This window comes from Citrobacter sp. RHB35-C21, from assembly GCF_013816515.1.
Classification (GTDB): domain Bacteria; phylum Pseudomonadota; class Gammaproteobacteria; order Enterobacterales; family Enterobacteriaceae; genus Citrobacter; species Citrobacter braakii.
Genome location: NZ_CP057147.1, coordinates 3,316,454 through 3,333,013, shown reverse-complemented (window position 1 = coordinate 3,333,013; position 16,560 = coordinate 3,316,454). Strand labels below are relative to the sequence as shown.

The following is a 16,560-nucleotide window of genomic DNA, read 5'->3' as shown; positions in this document are numbered from 1 at the left end:
AAATAAATGTCATTGATCAGTATGCATGGTGCATGGCTGTCGTTCAGCGATGCGCCGCTTCTTGATAATGCAGAACTGCATATCGAAGATAACGAACGCGTCTGTCTGGTTGGCCGTAATGGCGCAGGTAAGTCGACGCTGATGAAGATCCTCAACCGTGAACAGGGTCTTGACGACGGGCGTATTATTTATGAGCAGGACCTGGTTGTGGCGCGTCTGCAGCAGGATCCGCCGCGTAATGTTGAGGGCAGCGTCTATGACTTCGTTGCTGAAGGTATTGAGGAACAGGCTGAATATCTGAAGCGTTATCACGATATTTCGCGCCTGGTGATGACCGATCCCAGCGACAGAAACCTGAATGAAATGGCGCGGGTTCAGGAAATGCTCGATCACCATAATCTGTGGCAGCTCGAAAGCCGCATTAATGAAGTGCTGGCGCAACTGGGACTGGATCCTAACGCCGCGCTTTCTTCGCTTTCGGGCGGCTGGCTGCGTAAGGCGGCGCTGGGCCGCGCGTTAGTGAGCAACCCGCGCGTACTGCTGCTGGATGAACCAACTAACCACCTGGATATTGAAACTATCGACTGGCTGGAAGGGTTCCTGAAATCCTTCAATGGGACAATTATTTTCATTTCCCACGACCGTTCATTTATTCGCAATATGGCGACGCGTATTGTCGATCTCGACCGCGGCAAGCTGGTGACCTATCCGGGGAACTACGATCAGTATCTGCTGGATAAAGAAGAAGCGCTGCGGGTGGAAGATCTCCAAAATGCGGAATTTGATCGCAAGCTGGCGCAGGAAGAAGTCTGGATCCGTCAGGGCATCAAAGCGCGTCGTACCCGTAATGAAGGCCGCGTGCGGGCACTGAAAGCCATGCGTCGCGAGCGTGGCGAACGTCGCGAAGTGATGGGCACGGCGAAGATGCAGGTCGAAGAGGCGAGCCGTTCTGGCAAGATTGTCTTCGAAATGGAGAATGTTGATTACCAGGTTGATGGAAAGCAACTGGTAAAAGATTTCTCCGCGCAGGTGCAACGTAGCGACAAGATTGCGCTAATTGGACCTAACGGCTGCGGTAAAACAACGCTGCTGAAGCTGATGTTAGGTCAGCTTCAGGCTGACAGCGGACGCATTCACGTCGGCACGAAGCTGGAAGTGGCGTATTTCGATCAGCACCGCGCCGAACTGGATCCGGATAAAACCGTGATGGACAACCTTGCTGAGGGTAAGCAAGAGGTGCTGGTTAACGGTAAACCTCGCCATGTGCTGGGCTATCTCCAGGATTTCCTGTTCCATCCGAAACGGGCGATGACGCCAGTACGTGCGCTCTCTGGTGGGGAACGCAATCGCCTACTGCTGGCGCGTCTTTTTCTCAAACCCAGTAATCTTTTAATTCTCGATGAACCAACGAACGATCTGGACGTCGAAACGCTGGAACTGCTTGAAGAGCTGATTGATAGCTACCAGGGCACCGTGCTGCTGGTGAGCCACGACCGTCAGTTTGTGGATAATACCGTAACCGAATGCTGGATCTTCGAAGGCGGCGGTAAAATTGGTCGTTATGTCGGCGGTTATCATGATGCCCGCAGCCAGCAATCGCAGTATGTGGCGTTTAAACAGCCAGTTGCGAAAAAAACAGAGGAAACCGTTGCTCCTAAAGCAGAAATTGTCAAACGCAGCACGAGCAAACTAAGCTATAAACTGCAGCGCGAACTGGAGCTGCTCCCCGCGCTGCTTGAAGAACTGGAAGCTAAACTGGAAGCATTACAAGCTCAGGTAGCTGACGCCGCTTTTTTCAGTCAGCCGCATGAGCAAACGCAACAGGTATTAGCTAATCTGAACGAAGCTGAACAAGAACTTGAGCAAGCCTTTGAGCGCTGGGAGTATCTTGAGTCTTTGAAGAACGGCGCATAATTTAAAGGAGCACATATGTGCGAACATCACCATGCCGCGAAGCATATTCTGTGCTCGCAGTGTGACATGCTGGTGGCGTTACCTCGCCTTGAGCATGGTCAGAAAGCGGCATGTCCACGATGTGGCACTACGTTAACGGTTGAGTGGGACGCGCCACGGCAGCGTCCTACCGCCTATGTGTTAGCAGCATTATTTATGCTGCTTTTGTCAAACCTCTTTCCCTTTGTGAATATGAATGTTGCGGGGGTGAGCAGCGAAGTGACGCTGCTGCAAATTCCCAGCGTTCTCTTTTCGGAAGATTACGCCAGCCTCGGTACCTTCTTTATCTTATTCGTTCAGTTGGTTCCCGCTTTTTGCTTGTTGACCATTTTGCTGTTGGTGAATCGGGTTCATATGCCTGAGCGGCTTAAAACATGGCTGGCGCGTATTTTGTTTCAGTTAAAAAGCTGGGGAATGGCAGAAATTTTCCTCGCGGGTGTGCTGGTGAGCTTTGTTAAGCTGATGGCCTACGGCGATATCGGCGTGGGCAGCAGCTTCATCCCGTGGTGCATGTTTTGTATGCTCCAGTTGCGGGCTTTCCAGTGTGTGGATCGCCGTTGGCTGTGGGATGATATTGCCCCTATGCCAGCCATTAAGCAGGAATTAAAGCCTGGTGTGCCCGGCATCCGACAAGGATTGCGTTCCTGTTCCTGCTGCACCGCTATTCTTCCGGCAGACGAGCTGGTATGCCCACGCTGTCAGACGAAAGGTTATGTGCGACGTAAAAACAGTCTGCAATGGACATTGGCATTACTGTTTACGTCGATCATGCTTTATCTTCCTGCCAATATTCTGCCGATCATGATCACCGATCTGCTCGGGTCAAAGCTGCCTTCAACGATACTCGAGGGCGTGGTTTTAATCTGGAGCGAAGGCTCTTACCCGGTGGCTGCGGTTATCTTTATCGCCAGTATTATGGTGCCGACGTTGAAAATGATCGCCATTGCCTGGCTGTGTTGGGATGCCAAAGGGCACGGCAAACGCGACAGTGAACGAATGCATTTAATTTACGAGGTTGTAGAATTTGTCGGTCGCTGGTCAATGATCGACGTTTTTGTAATTGCCGTACTCTCTGCGCTGGTGCGCATGGGAGGGTTAATGAACATTTATCCTGCAATGGGTGCTTTGATGTTTGCTTTAGTCGTCATTATGACAATGTTTTCTGCGATGACATTTGATCCCCGTCTGTCGTGGGACCGTGAACCAGATCATGAGGAGTCCTGACAGCATGGAATCTAAAAGTGGGGAAGCCAAAGTGCAAAAGGTAAAAAACTGGTCGCCCGTGTGGATATTCCCTATAGTCACTGCCCTCATTGGCGCGTGGGTCCTGTTTTATCACTACAGTCATCAGGGGCCACAAGTCACGCTGATTACTACCAATGCCGAAGGTATTGAAGGGGGTAAAACGACGATTAAGAGCCGCAGCGTGGATGTCGGTATCGTCGAGAGCGCAACCCTGACTGATGATTTGACCCATGTGGAAATTAAAGCTCGTCTTAACTCCGGAATGGAAAAGCTGCTGCATAAAGATTCTGTCTTTTGGGTGGTGAAGCCGCAGGTTGGACGTGAAGGTATCAGTGGGCTCGGCACGCTATTGTCCGGGGCTTATATTGAACTGCAGCCTGGCAATAAAGGCAGCAAGCTGGAAAATTACCAACTGCTGGATTCACCGCCGCTGGCGCCGCCAGATGCGAAAGGGATCCGTGTGATTCTGGACAGCAAAAAAGCCGGTCAGTTGAGCCCGGGCGACCCGGTTCTGTTCCGTGGTTATCGTGTAGGTTCGGTTGAAACCAGCACATTTGATGCGCAAAAGCGTACGATTAGCTACCAGCTATTTATCAATGCGCCTAACGATCGTCTGGTGACCAGCAATGTGCGTTTCTGGAAGGACAGTGGGATCGCCGTGGATCTTACTTCGGCAGGTATGCGAGTGGAAATGGGCTCTCTCTCCACGCTGTTTGGCGGTGGCGTAAGTTTTGATGTGCCAGAAGGGCTGGAACAAGGCGAACCGGTCGCACAGCAGTCTGCGTTTAATCTTTATGACGACCAAAAAAGTATTCAGGATTCACTGTATACCGATCATATTGATTACCTGATGTTCTTTAAAGATTCAATTCGTGGCCTGCAGCCCGGCGCGCCACTGGAATTCCGTGGCATCCGTTTGGGTACGGTAAGTAAAGTACCTTTCTTCTCACCGAATATGCGTCAGGTCTTCAACAATGATTACCGCATTCCGGTGCTGGTACGTATCGAACCAGAACGTCTGAAGGCACAGCTGGGAGAAGATACTGATGTTGGCGCTCATCTGGCAGAATTGCTTAAACGCGGCTTACGGGCATCGCTGAAAACCGGGAACCTGGTGACTGGCGCTCTGTATGTCGATCTCGACTTCTACCCGAAAGAACCGCCGATTACCGGTGTGCGCGAATTTAACGGTTATCAAATTATTCCGACCGTGAGCGGTGGTCTGGCGCAGATCCAGCAGCGACTGATGGAAGCGCTGGATAAGATTAACAATCTGCCGTTGAACCCGATGATTGAGCAGGCGACCAATACGTTGTCGGAAAGCCAGCGTACGATGAAGCATCTGCAAACCACGCTGGACAACATGAATAAGATCACGTCCAGTCAGTCGATGCAGGATCTTCCGGCGGATATGCAGAACACGCTGCGCGAACTGAACCGTAGTATGCAGGGCTTCCAGCCGGGTTCCGCCGCCTACAACAAGATGGTGGCGGATATGCAGCGTCTTGATCAGGTGCTGCGAGAACTGCAACCGGTACTGAAAACGTTGAACGATAAGAGCAATGCGCTGGTATTTGAAGCGAAGGACAAAAAAGATCCAGAGCCGAAGAGGGCGAAACAATGAAAAAGTGGCTAGTGGCGATGATGGCGGTCTGGCTGACGTCATGCAGCACCAGCGGAGAAAATAAAAGCTATTACCAGCTTCCTATCGCGCAAGGGGGCGTACAGAGCTCCGCTAACCAGGGTAACCGTCTGCTGTGGGTTGAACAGATTGCGGTCCCGGACTATCTGGCGGGTAATGGGGTGGTTTACCAGACCAGCGATGTGCAATATGTGATAGCGAATAATAATCTCTGGGCCAGCCCCTTAGATCAGCAATTGCGCAATACCCTGGTTACGAACCTCAGTATGCAGTTGCCTGGTTGGGTTGTCGCTTCGCAGCCGCTGGGAAGCACTCAGGACACGTTGAACGTTACCGTGACCGGCTTCCACGGTCGGTACGATGGTAAGGTCATCGTGAGCGGTGAATGGCTGCTGAATCACCAGGGGCAGTTGATCAAGCGTCCATTCCACATCGAAGCTGTACAGACTAAAGACGGCTACGATGAGATGGTGAAGGTTCTGGCCAACGCCTGGAGCCAGGAAGCGACGGCAATGGCTCAGGAGCTGAAACGCATCCCTTAAGCTTAAATAATTGTAAATTATGCCGCCCCTGGTTCAATGCCCGGGGCGGTTTTTTTTATTTTTTTAGCCGTGGAGATAGCTGTTCTGACAGACTATTTTTGTACAAATGATTTTGCGGGTAGCTCACAAATATGACACTGGCGTGAATTTTGCGCATTGACGAGCCTGATGTTTAGGGGTATTCGTTTTAGTGTGATTGCACACTTAGTAATCACTGTTTTCTTTTCCACCAGACCCAAAAGATGAGGGAAACGAGGCATGAAGAGACAAAAACGAGATCGCCTGGAACGGGCACATCAACGTGGATATCAGGCCGGCATTGCCGGACGCTCAAAAGAAATGTGTCCCTATCAGACGCTGAATCAGAGGTCATACTGGCTGGGAGGCTGGCGAGAAGCCATGGGGGATAGGGTTTTAATGGCCTGATTCTGTCTCTTTAGATAAAAGAAACCTCCGCAGAGCGGAGGTTTCGCCTTTTTGCCCACCAGACAAGACGAATAAACGTTAATGTCTGGCGGCTACGCTGACCTGGATTAGAACGCGGAAGTGTCCTGGAACAGACCCACTTTCAGATCGTTTGCGGTATAGATTAGACGACCATCAACCAGCACTTCACCATCAGCCAGGCCCATGATCAGGCGACGATTAACGATGCGTTTGAAGTGAATGCGGTAAGTCACTTTCTTCGCAGTCGGCAGAACCTGGCCGGTGAATTTAACTTCGCCTACGCCCAGCGCGCGGCCTTTACCTTCGCCGCCCAGCCAGCCGAGATAGAATCCAACCAGCTGCCACATGGCATCCAGACCCAAACAGCCCGGCATCACCGGATCGCCGATAAAGTGGCATCCGAAGAACCACAGGTCCGGGTTGATATCCAGTTCAGCTTCAACATAACCTTTGTCAAAGTTGCCGCCGGTTTCGGTCATCTTGATGACACGGTCCATCATCAGCATGCTTGGTGCAGGCAGTTGTGGCCCTTTTGCGCCAAACAGCTCACCGCGACCAGAGGCAAGAAGGTCTTCTTTTGTATAGGATTCGCGTTTATCTACCATGTTCTCTGTAAGCCTTATTTTATTGAAGCACGCAGGATAGCTAACACGTGTACGCTGAACAAGTCCGATCAGTTCGGAATAATCCAGTTCAGCCAACGTAGCGGCCAGGGAAAACGGTGACGACCTTCCTGCTGCGTTGCCGTAGCAATACGCTCCTGGATAGTTTGCATCAGCGTTGTCTGGCCTTCACCATCCCACACCAGATTTAATAACAGTGGCAGCGCATCGGTCACGTCGTCCACCGCCCAGATAGTGAATTTTTCTTCTTCTACGGCCTGTAGCAGAGCGGGCTGCAGGCTCAGGTGTCTGACATTCGCTGAAGGAATGATAACGCCCTGTGTGCCTGTCAGCTCACGCTGCTGACAGATGGCGAAGAAGCCTTCAATTTTCTCGTTCAGACCACCAACAGGTTGTGCCCGACCAAACTGATCGACAGAACCGGTAATGGCGATGCTTTGATTAACAGGAACGTCGGCGAGGGCGCTAATCAATGCGCAAAGTTCTGCCATGGACGCGCTGTCGCCGTCCACTTCGCTGTAGGATTGCTCAAAGGTCAGCGAGGCAGAGAAGGGGATTTGCTGTTCAAGCTGGAGTTCCGACATCAGGAACGCCTGCATAATCATCATACCCTTCGCATGAATATTTCCGCCAAGCTCGGCTTTGCGCTCAATATCCGTAAATTCGCCGTCGCCAATATGAACCACACAGCTGATACGAGAAGGCTCACCAAACGCGCGGGGGTGACCAGGAAATTCAATCACCGACAGGGCGTTGATTTGACCAATACGCTCGCCTTCCGTCTCGATCAGGATCTGTTCCTGCAGGATCTCATCCTGCATTCGTTCGGCGAGGAAACCTTCCCGCCATTCACGCTGGGTCAGCATCAGGCTGAACTGCTCAGCGTTGCAGGTTTCGCCCTCGCATAACGGGGCCACTTCTTTGAACTGTCGGGTGATCCACAGCGGGTTAAGCGGCAATGTATCCTGTTCGCCGGTATAACGAACGGCTTCACGGATCAGCACTTGCCAGGCATCAGGGGCCGGGTAGGGCAAATTGTTGCGCGTAGCGGTATGTGTTACCCACTGACACCACTGCGTCATGGTTTCGGCATCCACTATCTGCAGATTATCTTCAAACTCGCTATAAATAGCCTGCTCAGCCAGCTCCGGCTCCATGTCCTGGAAGTCTGCCAGTGATTCACGTTCACCGACTAATACCACTTTGAGTTTAAGCGGCATAGGTGGAACGGAGACGGGCAGCGGGCGAGACTCATCAAAAGCTACCCAGTCAAAACGCTCGTGGCTGACAATGGCTTTCAGGCGCATCCACAGCAGCGGTTGGGCCAGTAGCGTGCGCAACGAAATAACCAGCACACCACCGTTGGCCTGATGCACAAGGCCTGGCTGTAGGGTAATTTCGCCGTTGAACTGACGCAGACAGCCAAACAGTTGTTCGGCTTCAACCCAGTCAGCGCAGACTACCTGGGTTAATGTCGCAAAATTGTCTTCTGCTGTCTCAGCTGCACGATAGCGGATAGTGTGACCGGAGATATCATAATGACCTCCGGTGAGACTTCCGGCATCCGAGTGCAGAGGCCGCGCGGCCTCTGCAATAAGGTTGATGTACTCAAGCTCTTCCGGCGCTTTTACCAGCATGAACGAAGACGTCGTCCAGTGCTGAAGAAGCTGCTCTAGCGCAAATTGTAAACGTGGCTGAGTATCACTAAGTAAGGTATCGGTGTCGTCAGTGACGTGCGGCTGTGCAAATACTTCCTGATAACTATCGGTGTCAGGAACCAGATCACGCCATGCAAGTTTCGTAATGGTCAAAGTTGATGTTTTTTAGTCTGTTGTAAAAAACGAGATTATACCGTAACCATCATCACTGCACACGTGGAAAGCGCTGTGAAACGAATGCGATGACGCGCGACAGTTCACAGGCTGGATATTCTTTTCTTCAGATGCCGAAAAAGCTGATATTCTGATAAGAGTTACACGGTAACATTGAGATCGCAATGAAATATCAACAACTTGAAAACCTTGAAAGCGGCTGGAAATGGAAGTATCTGGTGAAGAAGCATCGTGAGGGGGAATTAATCACCCGTTACGTAGAGGCCAGCGCTGCCGAAGAAGCCGTTGATTTGTTGCTAACCCTCGAAAATGAACCGGTTCGGGTCAATACCTGGATTGAAGAACACATGAACTCTGCGCTGCTAAATCGTATGAAACAAACCATACGGGCGAGGCGTAAGCGGCACTTTAACGCGGAGCATCAGCATACGCGAAAGAAATCTATCGATCTGGAATTTATGGTCTGGCAGCGCTTAGCGGGGCTTGCGCAGCGGCGCGGCAAAACGCTTTCTGAAACCATTGTGCAACTGATTGAAGACGCAGAGCATAAAGAGAAGTACGCGAATAAAATGTCGACATTGAAGCAGGATTTACAGGCGCTGCTGGGAAAAGAATAACCACAGAATGGCTAAATGTGTTGTGTACAGGCGTGCTTTGATTGATAAAAAGTGAAAAAAAAACCCCGCAAAGCGGGGTTTTTTCATAAGACGATAACTTAAGCCTGAGGCTGAGTTACAACGTCTTTGATACCTTTAACTTCGATCTCAACACGACGATCCGGAGCCAGGCAGTCGATCAGTGCAGCGCGAGCTTTCACGTTGTCACAGGTGTTGCCAGTAACTGGGTTGGATTCGCCCATGCCACGTGCAGAGATTTTGTCAGAAGGAATACCTTTAGAGATCAGGTAATCAACAACGGACTGAGCACGTTTCTCGGACAGACCCTGGTTGTAAGCGTCAGAACCGATGCGGTCAGTGAAGCCCAGAACCACTACGGAACCGTCTTTCGGATCCAGGTTGCTCAGCTGGCTGTACATCTGATCCAGAGCCTGCTGGCCTTCTGGTTTCAGAGTTGCTTTGTTGAAGTTGAACAGAACGTCAGACTTCAGAGTGAAGTGTTTGGTCTGTACTTCCGGAGCCGGAGCCGGTGCAACAACTACTGGAGCTGCTTCTTCCTGCTGACCGAAACGGTAGGAAACACCAACGCTCAACAGACCGTTATCCGGACGACCGCCAACGGTGTTCGCGTCACCGATGTTGTTGGTCCACTGGTATTCCAGACGGGTAGCGATTTCAGGAGTAATTGCATACTCTACGCCACCTGCGAATACTGGGGAAACACCAGTGTCGTGGTCTTTGAAGCCTTCGTTGTTTTTAGCGTCTGCACGCCAAACCATACCACCCAGACGGGTATAAACGTCCAGATCGTCAGTGATTGGGTAACCCAGTTTAGCGGTCAGCTGAACGCCCTGAGCTTTGAAAGCGCCATTATTGTGGGTAGCATCGGTGGCGCCTTTGTACGGCATACGACCTAACCAGTCGTAACCCATTTCGAAACCAACGTACGGGTTAACCTGGTAACCACCGAATGCACCAGCACCCAGTTGGCTTTCGTGGGTAGGACCGGAGTTGTTGATCTGGTTGTTGCCAATATCATGGTACTGAGACCAGCCCAGTTTAGCACCAGTGTACCAGGTGTTATCTTTCGGAGCGGCCTGCGCCACGGTAGCGAAACCAGCCAGTGCCACTGCAATTGCGATAGCTGTCTTTTTCATTTTTTGCGCCTCGTTATCATCCAAAATTCGCCATGAATATCTCCGAAGAGAGATAACACGGTTAAATCCTTCACCCGGGGACCAGTTCAATAGTTACTCTACCGATATCTGCGGCTTATGCCGAGCACCCCTGGCGATGTAAAGTCTACAACGTAGTTGAAAACTTACAAGTGTGAAGTCCGTCAGGCATATGAAAAAAAAAGGCTTGTGTACACAATATTTAACATTTATAGATGAATAAATGTACTGAAGATTTCCTGAAAACCGCTTCAGACAGGCCTTCAGCCGGAAAACGCGTTACAGCTCAATGGCAAATTAAAACATGAAAAAAAATTCCAGGATAAATCCTAATTTTACTCAATGATACAAATTCGAGTGAATTTTTAGCCCGGAATGCTGTCTCCCCGCAAGTGACTGAGCGCGAACAGGACGCATGATAAACCCCATCGCATTACCTTCATCTGCCGCTTTTACCAGTTCGGCATGTTCATCTTCGGTTAATTCTTCCGTCAACCAGCCGATGACGACGCTGTAATTACCTGTGCGCAGCGCACGAACCATCGATTCCAGCGTATTGCAGGGGGAGAGCTGGCTGATTTGCATGACTTTGGTCAATGGAAGCCCGGCCGACTGCACCCACTCACGGCTTAATTTTTGCTGAGGCGTCAGCCACAACTGCCAGCGTGATTGTTGCCCTAACTGTTGCAGCAGGGGAAGCAGCAGGAGCTGCGTCATCATGGGCTGGTCCTCGCGATAGACCACTTCACTGATAAGCCCAGCGGTAGCGTTCTCTGCTGAAACGCGCGCAATGCTGCTCGATGCGGAAGAGAACGACAAAGAACGATTTGCATAACCTGAAGTGTACATAATCAATCCAGCCCTGTGAGTTACTGTATGGATATACAGTAACCCCGCCATCAATAAAGATCAACCTTATTTTCGGAAACAGGTTCGCAATTTTTAGTCATCATCACGGGAAAAATAAAATTCATCTTGCCCCATACGCATAAGTTGCCTATTTTCGTCATTAACGGATCTGCTACTGCAAATTATTTGCTTACGTTATGATTTAAAAGGATTTTTATGAAAGAAAAGTCTTATGCAAGAATCTATAAATCACAAGAATATCTGGCTTCTCTGGGAACAATTCACTACCGCTCACTGTTTGGCGGCTATAGTCTGACGGTTGGTGATACGGTCTTTGCCATGGTTGCCAGCGGTGAGTTATATCTTCGCGCCTGTGAGCAGAGCGCCCAGTACTGTGTAAAAAATTCTCCTGTCTGGCTAACATTTATCAAGCGCGGGCGTCCGGTTGTACTCAATTATTACCAGGTGAACGATACCCTGTGGCAAAACCAGCAGCAGTTAGTATCGCTATCACAATTTTCACTCGATGCAGCCGTTAAGGAAAAACAGAGTCGCTTTGCACAACATCGCCTGCGGGAATTACCGAATATGACGTTTCATCTGGAGACCTTGCTAAATGAAGCAGGAATTAAGGATGAGGGGACATTGCGATCGCTGGGAGCTCAGATGTGCTGGTTGAAACTTCGGCAAAATAACCCTGCCTTAACGGTAAAAATACTCTATGCCCTTGAAGGGGCGGTTGACGGGGTGCATGAAGCCGCGCTCCCGGCGACGCGTCGCCAGGAGCTGGTGGAGTGGGTAAGTTCTCTTACGCCGGAACCGGGGTATTAGATGGCAGCACGGCAATTTGTTGCTGTAATCGCCGAATCTCCGGGAGCAGGGCAATCAGTAACCCAACTTGCTGTACGACCAGCGGCTCTTTACTGTCCGGACGTGGCTCGAGATGCTGAATTCGCTGCTTCAGATCTTCCAGCGCCTGGTATACGCGCTGCTCATCAGCAGGTTGATAGTGAAGCGCATCATCTACATAGCAGACGGCATCATCCAGCAATGCCAGGACGTCAGGATTGGTTAACTGCTCGCGATGTGCGCCGAGGGCGGAAATATAGCTGGTAAACGTATGGTTAAGACACAGCAAGCGGAACGCCGTTTCGCGTGTTTGGGCCGTGACATCCGGTTCACTCGACATGTTCGACACCACCGAAGCAAGTTCCGCATCACGATTGTGCGCGTCACGGCGGGCGATACGGTATGCCAGACGATTATCACGCCCCTGATGATATTGTTCGAGAATAGCATCAAGATAACGACAGTTAGCGTCAGTGGCCCGTTCAATCACTCGCGGCAGATTCCGAAAACGCCAGTCTGGCCAGATAAAGCTGACAGCAGCCCAGGCGATGGCACAGCCGATCAACGTATCGATGACGCGCGGAAGTGCAACTTCAAAACCTTCACCGAGCAGGTTAAAGCACAGCAGCACCAGCAGCGTGATAAACATGGTGGCATGCGCGTACTGGACGTTACGAAAGGCAAAAAACAACACGCCGGTGATCACAAGAAGGATCAATTGCCCTTCGAGAGAAGGTACAAACCACAGGATCGGTAACCCAATGGCGATACCGACTAATGTGCCGATAATCCTTAGTGCCAGACGATGTCGGGTGGCGTTGTAGTTTGGCTGGCAGACAAACAGACTGGTCAACAGGATCCAGTACCCGTGGTTCATTCCGGTTATCTGGATAATGGCATAGCCGACGCAGAGCACCAGCGACATGCGAACAGCATGACGAAACAGGGCGGACTCAGGCGTGAAATTACGGCTCAGACGCAACCAGATATCACTGAACCCATGCGGGCTGTCATCGGCAAGCTGATTTTCAGACTCATTGCGCGAAAGTACCTGAGCCTGTTCGGACTCAATGGTAGCCAACTGGGCATCAATGGCCCGCAGGTTTGACAGCAAAAATCCCAACGTGTTGAGCAGGTCGGCAGGCTCACCACTCGCGCGCATGCGCTCAAGTGCAGCATCAATATGAGTGAAGACGCGCTCAAAGTGCGGATCGTGCTGATAAGGCGTGCGTAATAAAATACAGCGAGACAGTTGCGAACACGCTTGCCCCTGCATCGACATCAGGCGCTGGAAGCGGAACATCACGTCGCTGTGGCGGAAATGGTCGCGAAGCGTTTGGTACTGAATATGCGAGGAGCTTGCGCGTTCGTGAATATCCTGCGCCACAAAATAGTAATGTAGCGTGCGACGTGTTCCTCGCTGTCCGCGGTCGCCGCGCAGGCGGGTCAGCAGTGACACCTTTGTCTGGTTTAGAGTCGCCATCAGTTGCCCATTCGCAAGAGCTAGATCATACAACGGCGCCTGGCTTTCATCTTCTATGTCGGGATCAAAAAGACGCGATTTCAGTTCCAGATAGTGCGCTAACTGTTCATAGCTACGCGCCAGATTGTCCTGCAACGGGCGAATAGGGAACAGAAGATGTCCGGTCAGGGTTAACAGGTTGTACCAAATGGCGCCCGCGAGCAGCAGGATTGGCTGCTGATACCACTGATCGTAAAGCGAGGTGCCGAGCATCGTGTAAATGGCGATCAGCAACGCGCCAAAGGCGATGGTTGCATAGCGCTGCCCTAATCCCCCCAGCAGTATAAAGCCGCTGGTGGAAAGCGTTAACCCAAGGGCAAACAGCCATGGCCATGGGAAGAGCAGTTCGACCGAGGCCGAGGCAATGAAAAAGCACACGAGCGTGATGATCAAATTGCGCAGGCGACCTGCAAGACGATCGTCCAGGTCAGTAAGCGCGGCTGCGACCATACCCAGCGTGAGCGGGATGGTCAGCTTAACGTCACCCAGCCACCAGGGCAGCGCTGTTGTGCCGCAAAGCGCGATAAAAATCCGCACGTAGTACAGCCAGGTGCTGTTCCAGGTATAGCGTTTGAGCAGAGGACTTAACATAAAGGCCATCGGTCCTGATTATTCGAAGCGACGACGCGCGTTGGCTTCACGCGCTGCGCGAGCAACTTCAACTGACACTACCCGGCGACCCACCGGCCACAGTGCAATCGCCGCGATTTTGAAATTCGCAATGCCAACCGGGATACCAATAATCGTAATGCACTGGGCAATACCGGAGACAATGTGCATCAGGCACAACCACCAGCCGAAGAAAATCAGCCAGAAAATATTGAGCACGGTGCCTCCGGTATTCAACAGGACGTTTTTGCCCGCTGGATTAAGCTCATCGACATGAATCGCTTCGTTACCGTAGGGAAACAGCGAGAGTCGGGTTATTTCCCAGCATGAGCGGGTCAGGGGGAGAGTAAAAATCAGCACAATACTGACCAGCGTAGCCAGTAACCAGGCTAAGGTGGTGGCGAATCCCCCGAGCACAAAATTTAAAATATTCAGAACAGTACGCATAAACCCTCGGTTAACTCTGGTTTTCTGTGAATTCGGCAATTGTAACGTTTTTTTGGGCTGGAGCACGTTTTCTCTGGCGGTTACACTGATAAGCAAACCTCTTCGTGTGGATCCGCTTGAGTCTTATGGAACTGAAAGCAACTTCTCTTGGAAAACGTCTGGCACAACACCCTTACGATCGGGCCGTTATTCTCAATGCCGGGATTAAGGTTTCCGGCGATCGTCACGAGTATCTTATTCCCTTCAATCAGTTACTGGCTATTCATTGTAAACGCGGCCTGGTATGGGGAGAGCTGGAGTTTGTGCTCCCGGATGATAAGGTGGTTCGTCTTCACGGTACTGAATGGGCTGAAACCCAGCGCTTCCATCACCATTTGAATTCGCTCTGGCAGCAGTGGAGTCAGGAAATGAGCGACGTCGCTGCGGGAGTTTTACAGCAGCAGTTGGAGGCGATCGCCACCCGCACCAGTGAGAATAAATGGCTGACGCGCGAACAGACGTCAGGACTACAGCAGCAGATCCGCCGCGCCTTTGCCGCATTGCCGCTCCCGATCAACCGGCTGGAAGAATTTGAAAATTGCCGTGAGGCGTTACGTCAATGCCAGGCATGGTTGAAGGACATTGAAGCTTGTCGCTTGCAGCACAACCAGGCGTATACCGATGCCATGCTGGAAGAACATGCCGATTTTTTCCAGCAAATTGAGTCCTCGCCGCTGAATCCGGCCCAGGCGCGGGCGGTGGTGAACGGCGAACAATCATTACTGGTTCTTGCGGGGGCCGGAAGCGGCAAAACATCCGTATTGGTCGCCCGTGCGGGCTGGCTACTTGCGCGAGGGGAAGCGGCGGCCGAACAAATCCTGCTGCTGGCGTTTGGACGCAAAGCGGCCCAGGAGATGGACGATCGCATCCGTGAACGTCTGCATACGGAAGAGATCACCGCGAGGACGTTTCATTCACTGGCGTTGCACATTATTTCTCAGGGGAGCAAAAAAGTCCCGACGGTTAGCAAGCTGGAAAATGATGTTGCCGCGCGCAGCAAACTTTTTATCACGACCTGGCGTCAGCAGTGCAGTGAGAAAAAAGCACAGGCCAAAGGCTGGCGGCAATGGTTAGAAGAAGAGATGCAGTGGTCTGTACCCGAAGGTAACTTCTGGGATGACGAAAAATTACAGCGCCGGCTGGCTTCCCGGCTGGATCGTTGGGTTAGCCTGATGCGTATGCATGGCGGAGCGCAGGCGGAGATGATCGCCAATGCTCCGGAGGAGATTCGCGATCTTTTCAGTAAACGCATTAAGCTGATGTCTCCCCTGCTCAAAGCCTGGAAGGGCGCCCTGAAGGATGAGAATGCCGTCGATTTTTCCGGGTTGATTCATCAGGCCATTGTCATTCTGGAAAAAGGGCGGTTTATCAGTCCGTGGAAACACATTCTGGTCGACGAATTTCAGGACATTTCTCCTCAGCGAGCCGCCCTGTTAGCCGCACTGCGCAAGCAAAACTCACACACTACGCTGTTCGCCGTAGGGGATGACTGGCAGGCAATTTACCGGTTCAGCGGAGCACAGCTTTCGTTGACCACCGCATTCCAGCAAAACTTCGGCGAGGGCGACCGTTGTAATCTGGATACGACTTACCGTTTTAATAGCCGCATTGGTGAAGTCGCAAACCAGTTTATCCAGCAAAACCCTCATCAGCTTACGAAACCGCTCAACAGTTTGATGGCAGGCGATAAAAAAGCCGTCACGTTGCTCGATGAAAGCCAGCTGGATCTGCTACTGGATAAGCTGTCGGGATTTGTGAAGGCAGAAGAGAGAATTCTGGTGCTGGCGCGATACCATCACCTGAAACCTGCCAGTCTGGAGAAAGCTGCCACCCGTTGGCCTAAGCTACAGCTGGATTTCATGACTATCCATGCCAGTAAGGGACAGCAGGCAGATTACGTTATTGTTGTGGGGCTTCATGATGGGAATGACGGTTTTCCCGCCCCGGCCCGCGAGTCGATTATGGAAGAGGCGTTGCTTCCGGCGGTGGAGGATTTCCCGGATGCTGAAGAGAGACGCTTGCTGTATGTGGCGCTAACGCGGGCACGGCATCGGGTATGGCTGCTGTTTAATAAAGAAACACCGTCGTGCTTTGTTGATGAGCTTAAACAACTGGATGTTCCGGTAGCAAGAAAACCCTGAATAGCAGGCGGCAATTGCCGCCTGCCCG

Annotated in this window: 14 protein-coding genes; 8 read left to right on the top strand and 6 right to left on the bottom strand. The window is 51.5% G+C overall.

Going from position 1 to position 16,560, the window contains the following annotated elements; genetic code table 11:
* Positions 1-6 precede the first annotated feature (6 nt).
* The 5 genes from HVZ39_RS16365 (at position 7) to rmf (ending at position 5,808) form a co-directional block, all read left to right on the top strand.
* A complete protein-coding gene (locus HVZ39_RS16365) occupies positions 7-1,914 on the top strand; it encodes an ABC transporter ATP-binding protein (protein WP_016152476.1) in 1,908 nt (635 codons plus the stop codon).
* Between the two features lie 15 nt (positions 1,915-1,929).
* Entirely contained in the window at positions 1,930-3,177 is a 1,248-nt protein-coding gene (gene pqiA, locus HVZ39_RS16360) for a membrane integrity-associated transporter subunit PqiA (RefSeq protein WP_016152477.1), read from the top strand.
* Positions 3,178-3,181: 4 nt separating this feature from the next.
* Positions 3,182-4,822, top strand: coding sequence for an intermembrane transport protein PqiB (gene pqiB, locus HVZ39_RS16355; protein WP_003836843.1), 1,641 nt, complete (start codon positions 3,182-3,184; stop codon positions 4,820-4,822).
* Entirely contained in the window at positions 4,819-5,382 is a 564-nt protein-coding gene (gene pqiC, locus HVZ39_RS16350; RefSeq protein WP_049271477.1) for a membrane integrity-associated transporter subunit PqiC, read from the top strand. Before pqiB ends, pqiC begins: the two co-directional genes overlap by 4 nt.
* Positions 5,383-5,640: 258 nt before the next feature.
* The gene (rmf, locus tag HVZ39_RS16345) at positions 5,641-5,808 is read left to right on the top strand and encodes a ribosome modulation factor (RefSeq protein WP_003035871.1); all 168 of its coding nucleotides are present in this window, start codon (positions 5,641-5,643) and stop codon (positions 5,806-5,808) included.
* A gap of 107 nt (positions 5,809-5,915) precedes the next feature.
* On the opposite strand, the gene fabA is transcribed toward rmf, so the two are convergent.
* Both fabA and HVZ39_RS16335 read right to left on the bottom strand, forming a co-directional pair.
* Complete coding sequence (gene fabA, locus HVZ39_RS16340; protein ID WP_003035875.1) at positions 5,916-6,434, bottom strand: bifunctional 3-hydroxydecanoyl-ACP dehydratase/trans-2-decenoyl-ACP isomerase; 519 nt, start codon at positions 6,432-6,434, stop codon at positions 5,916-5,918.
* Between the two features lie 68 nt (positions 6,435-6,502).
* Complete coding sequence (locus HVZ39_RS16335) at positions 6,503-8,263, bottom strand: Lon protease family protein (protein ID WP_016152479.1); 1,761 nt, start codon at positions 8,261-8,263, stop codon at positions 6,503-6,505.
* A gap of 185 nt (positions 8,264-8,448) precedes the next feature.
* Here HVZ39_RS16335 and matP point away from each other — a divergent pair, with 185 nt between their 5' ends.
* Positions 8,449-8,901 carry a macrodomain Ter protein MatP gene (gene matP / locus HVZ39_RS16330; protein ID WP_016152480.1) on the top strand — a complete coding sequence of 151 codons (453 nt, stop codon included), beginning with the start codon at positions 8,449-8,451 and terminating at the stop codon, positions 8,899-8,901.
* A gap of 98 nt (positions 8,902-8,999) precedes the next feature.
* Here matP and ompA read toward each other — a convergent pair whose 3' ends face one another.
* Positions 9,000-10,058, bottom strand: coding sequence for a porin OmpA (ompA, locus tag HVZ39_RS16325; protein WP_016156137.1), 1,059 nt, complete (start codon positions 10,056-10,058; stop codon positions 9,000-9,002).
* Between the two features lie 357 nt (positions 10,059-10,415).
* The gene (gene sulA, locus HVZ39_RS16320; protein WP_049271473.1) at positions 10,416-10,925 is read right to left on the bottom strand and encodes an SOS-induced cell division inhibitor SulA; all 510 of its coding nucleotides are present in this window, start codon (positions 10,923-10,925) and stop codon (positions 10,416-10,418) included.
* Between the two features lie 216 nt (positions 10,926-11,141).
* Between sulA and HVZ39_RS16315 the strand changes: the two genes are divergently transcribed.
* Positions 11,142-11,756, top strand: a complete 615-nt coding sequence (locus HVZ39_RS16315) for a TfoX/Sxy family DNA transformation protein (RefSeq protein ID WP_016152483.1) — start codon at positions 11,142-11,144, stop codon at positions 11,754-11,756.
* Here the strand turns inward: HVZ39_RS16315 and yccS are convergent.
* A complete protein-coding gene (gene yccS, locus HVZ39_RS16310) occupies positions 11,734-13,887 on the bottom strand; it encodes a YccS family putative transporter (RefSeq protein WP_029139472.1) in 2,154 nt (717 codons plus the stop codon). The two genes, HVZ39_RS16315 and yccS, sit on opposite strands and share 23 nt — an antisense overlap.
* An 18-nt stretch (positions 13,888-13,905) precedes the next feature.
* Positions 13,906-14,352, bottom strand: coding sequence for a YccF domain-containing protein (locus HVZ39_RS16305; protein ID WP_016152485.1), 447 nt, complete (start codon positions 14,350-14,352; stop codon positions 13,906-13,908).
* Positions 14,353-14,477: 125 nt separating this feature from the next.
* Here HVZ39_RS16305 and helD point away from each other — a divergent pair, with 125 nt between their 5' ends.
* A complete protein-coding gene (gene helD / locus HVZ39_RS16300; protein ID WP_019076416.1) occupies positions 14,478-16,532 on the top strand; it encodes a DNA helicase IV in 2,055 nt (684 codons plus the stop codon).
* The last annotated feature ends 28 nt before the right edge of the window (positions 16,533-16,560 follow it).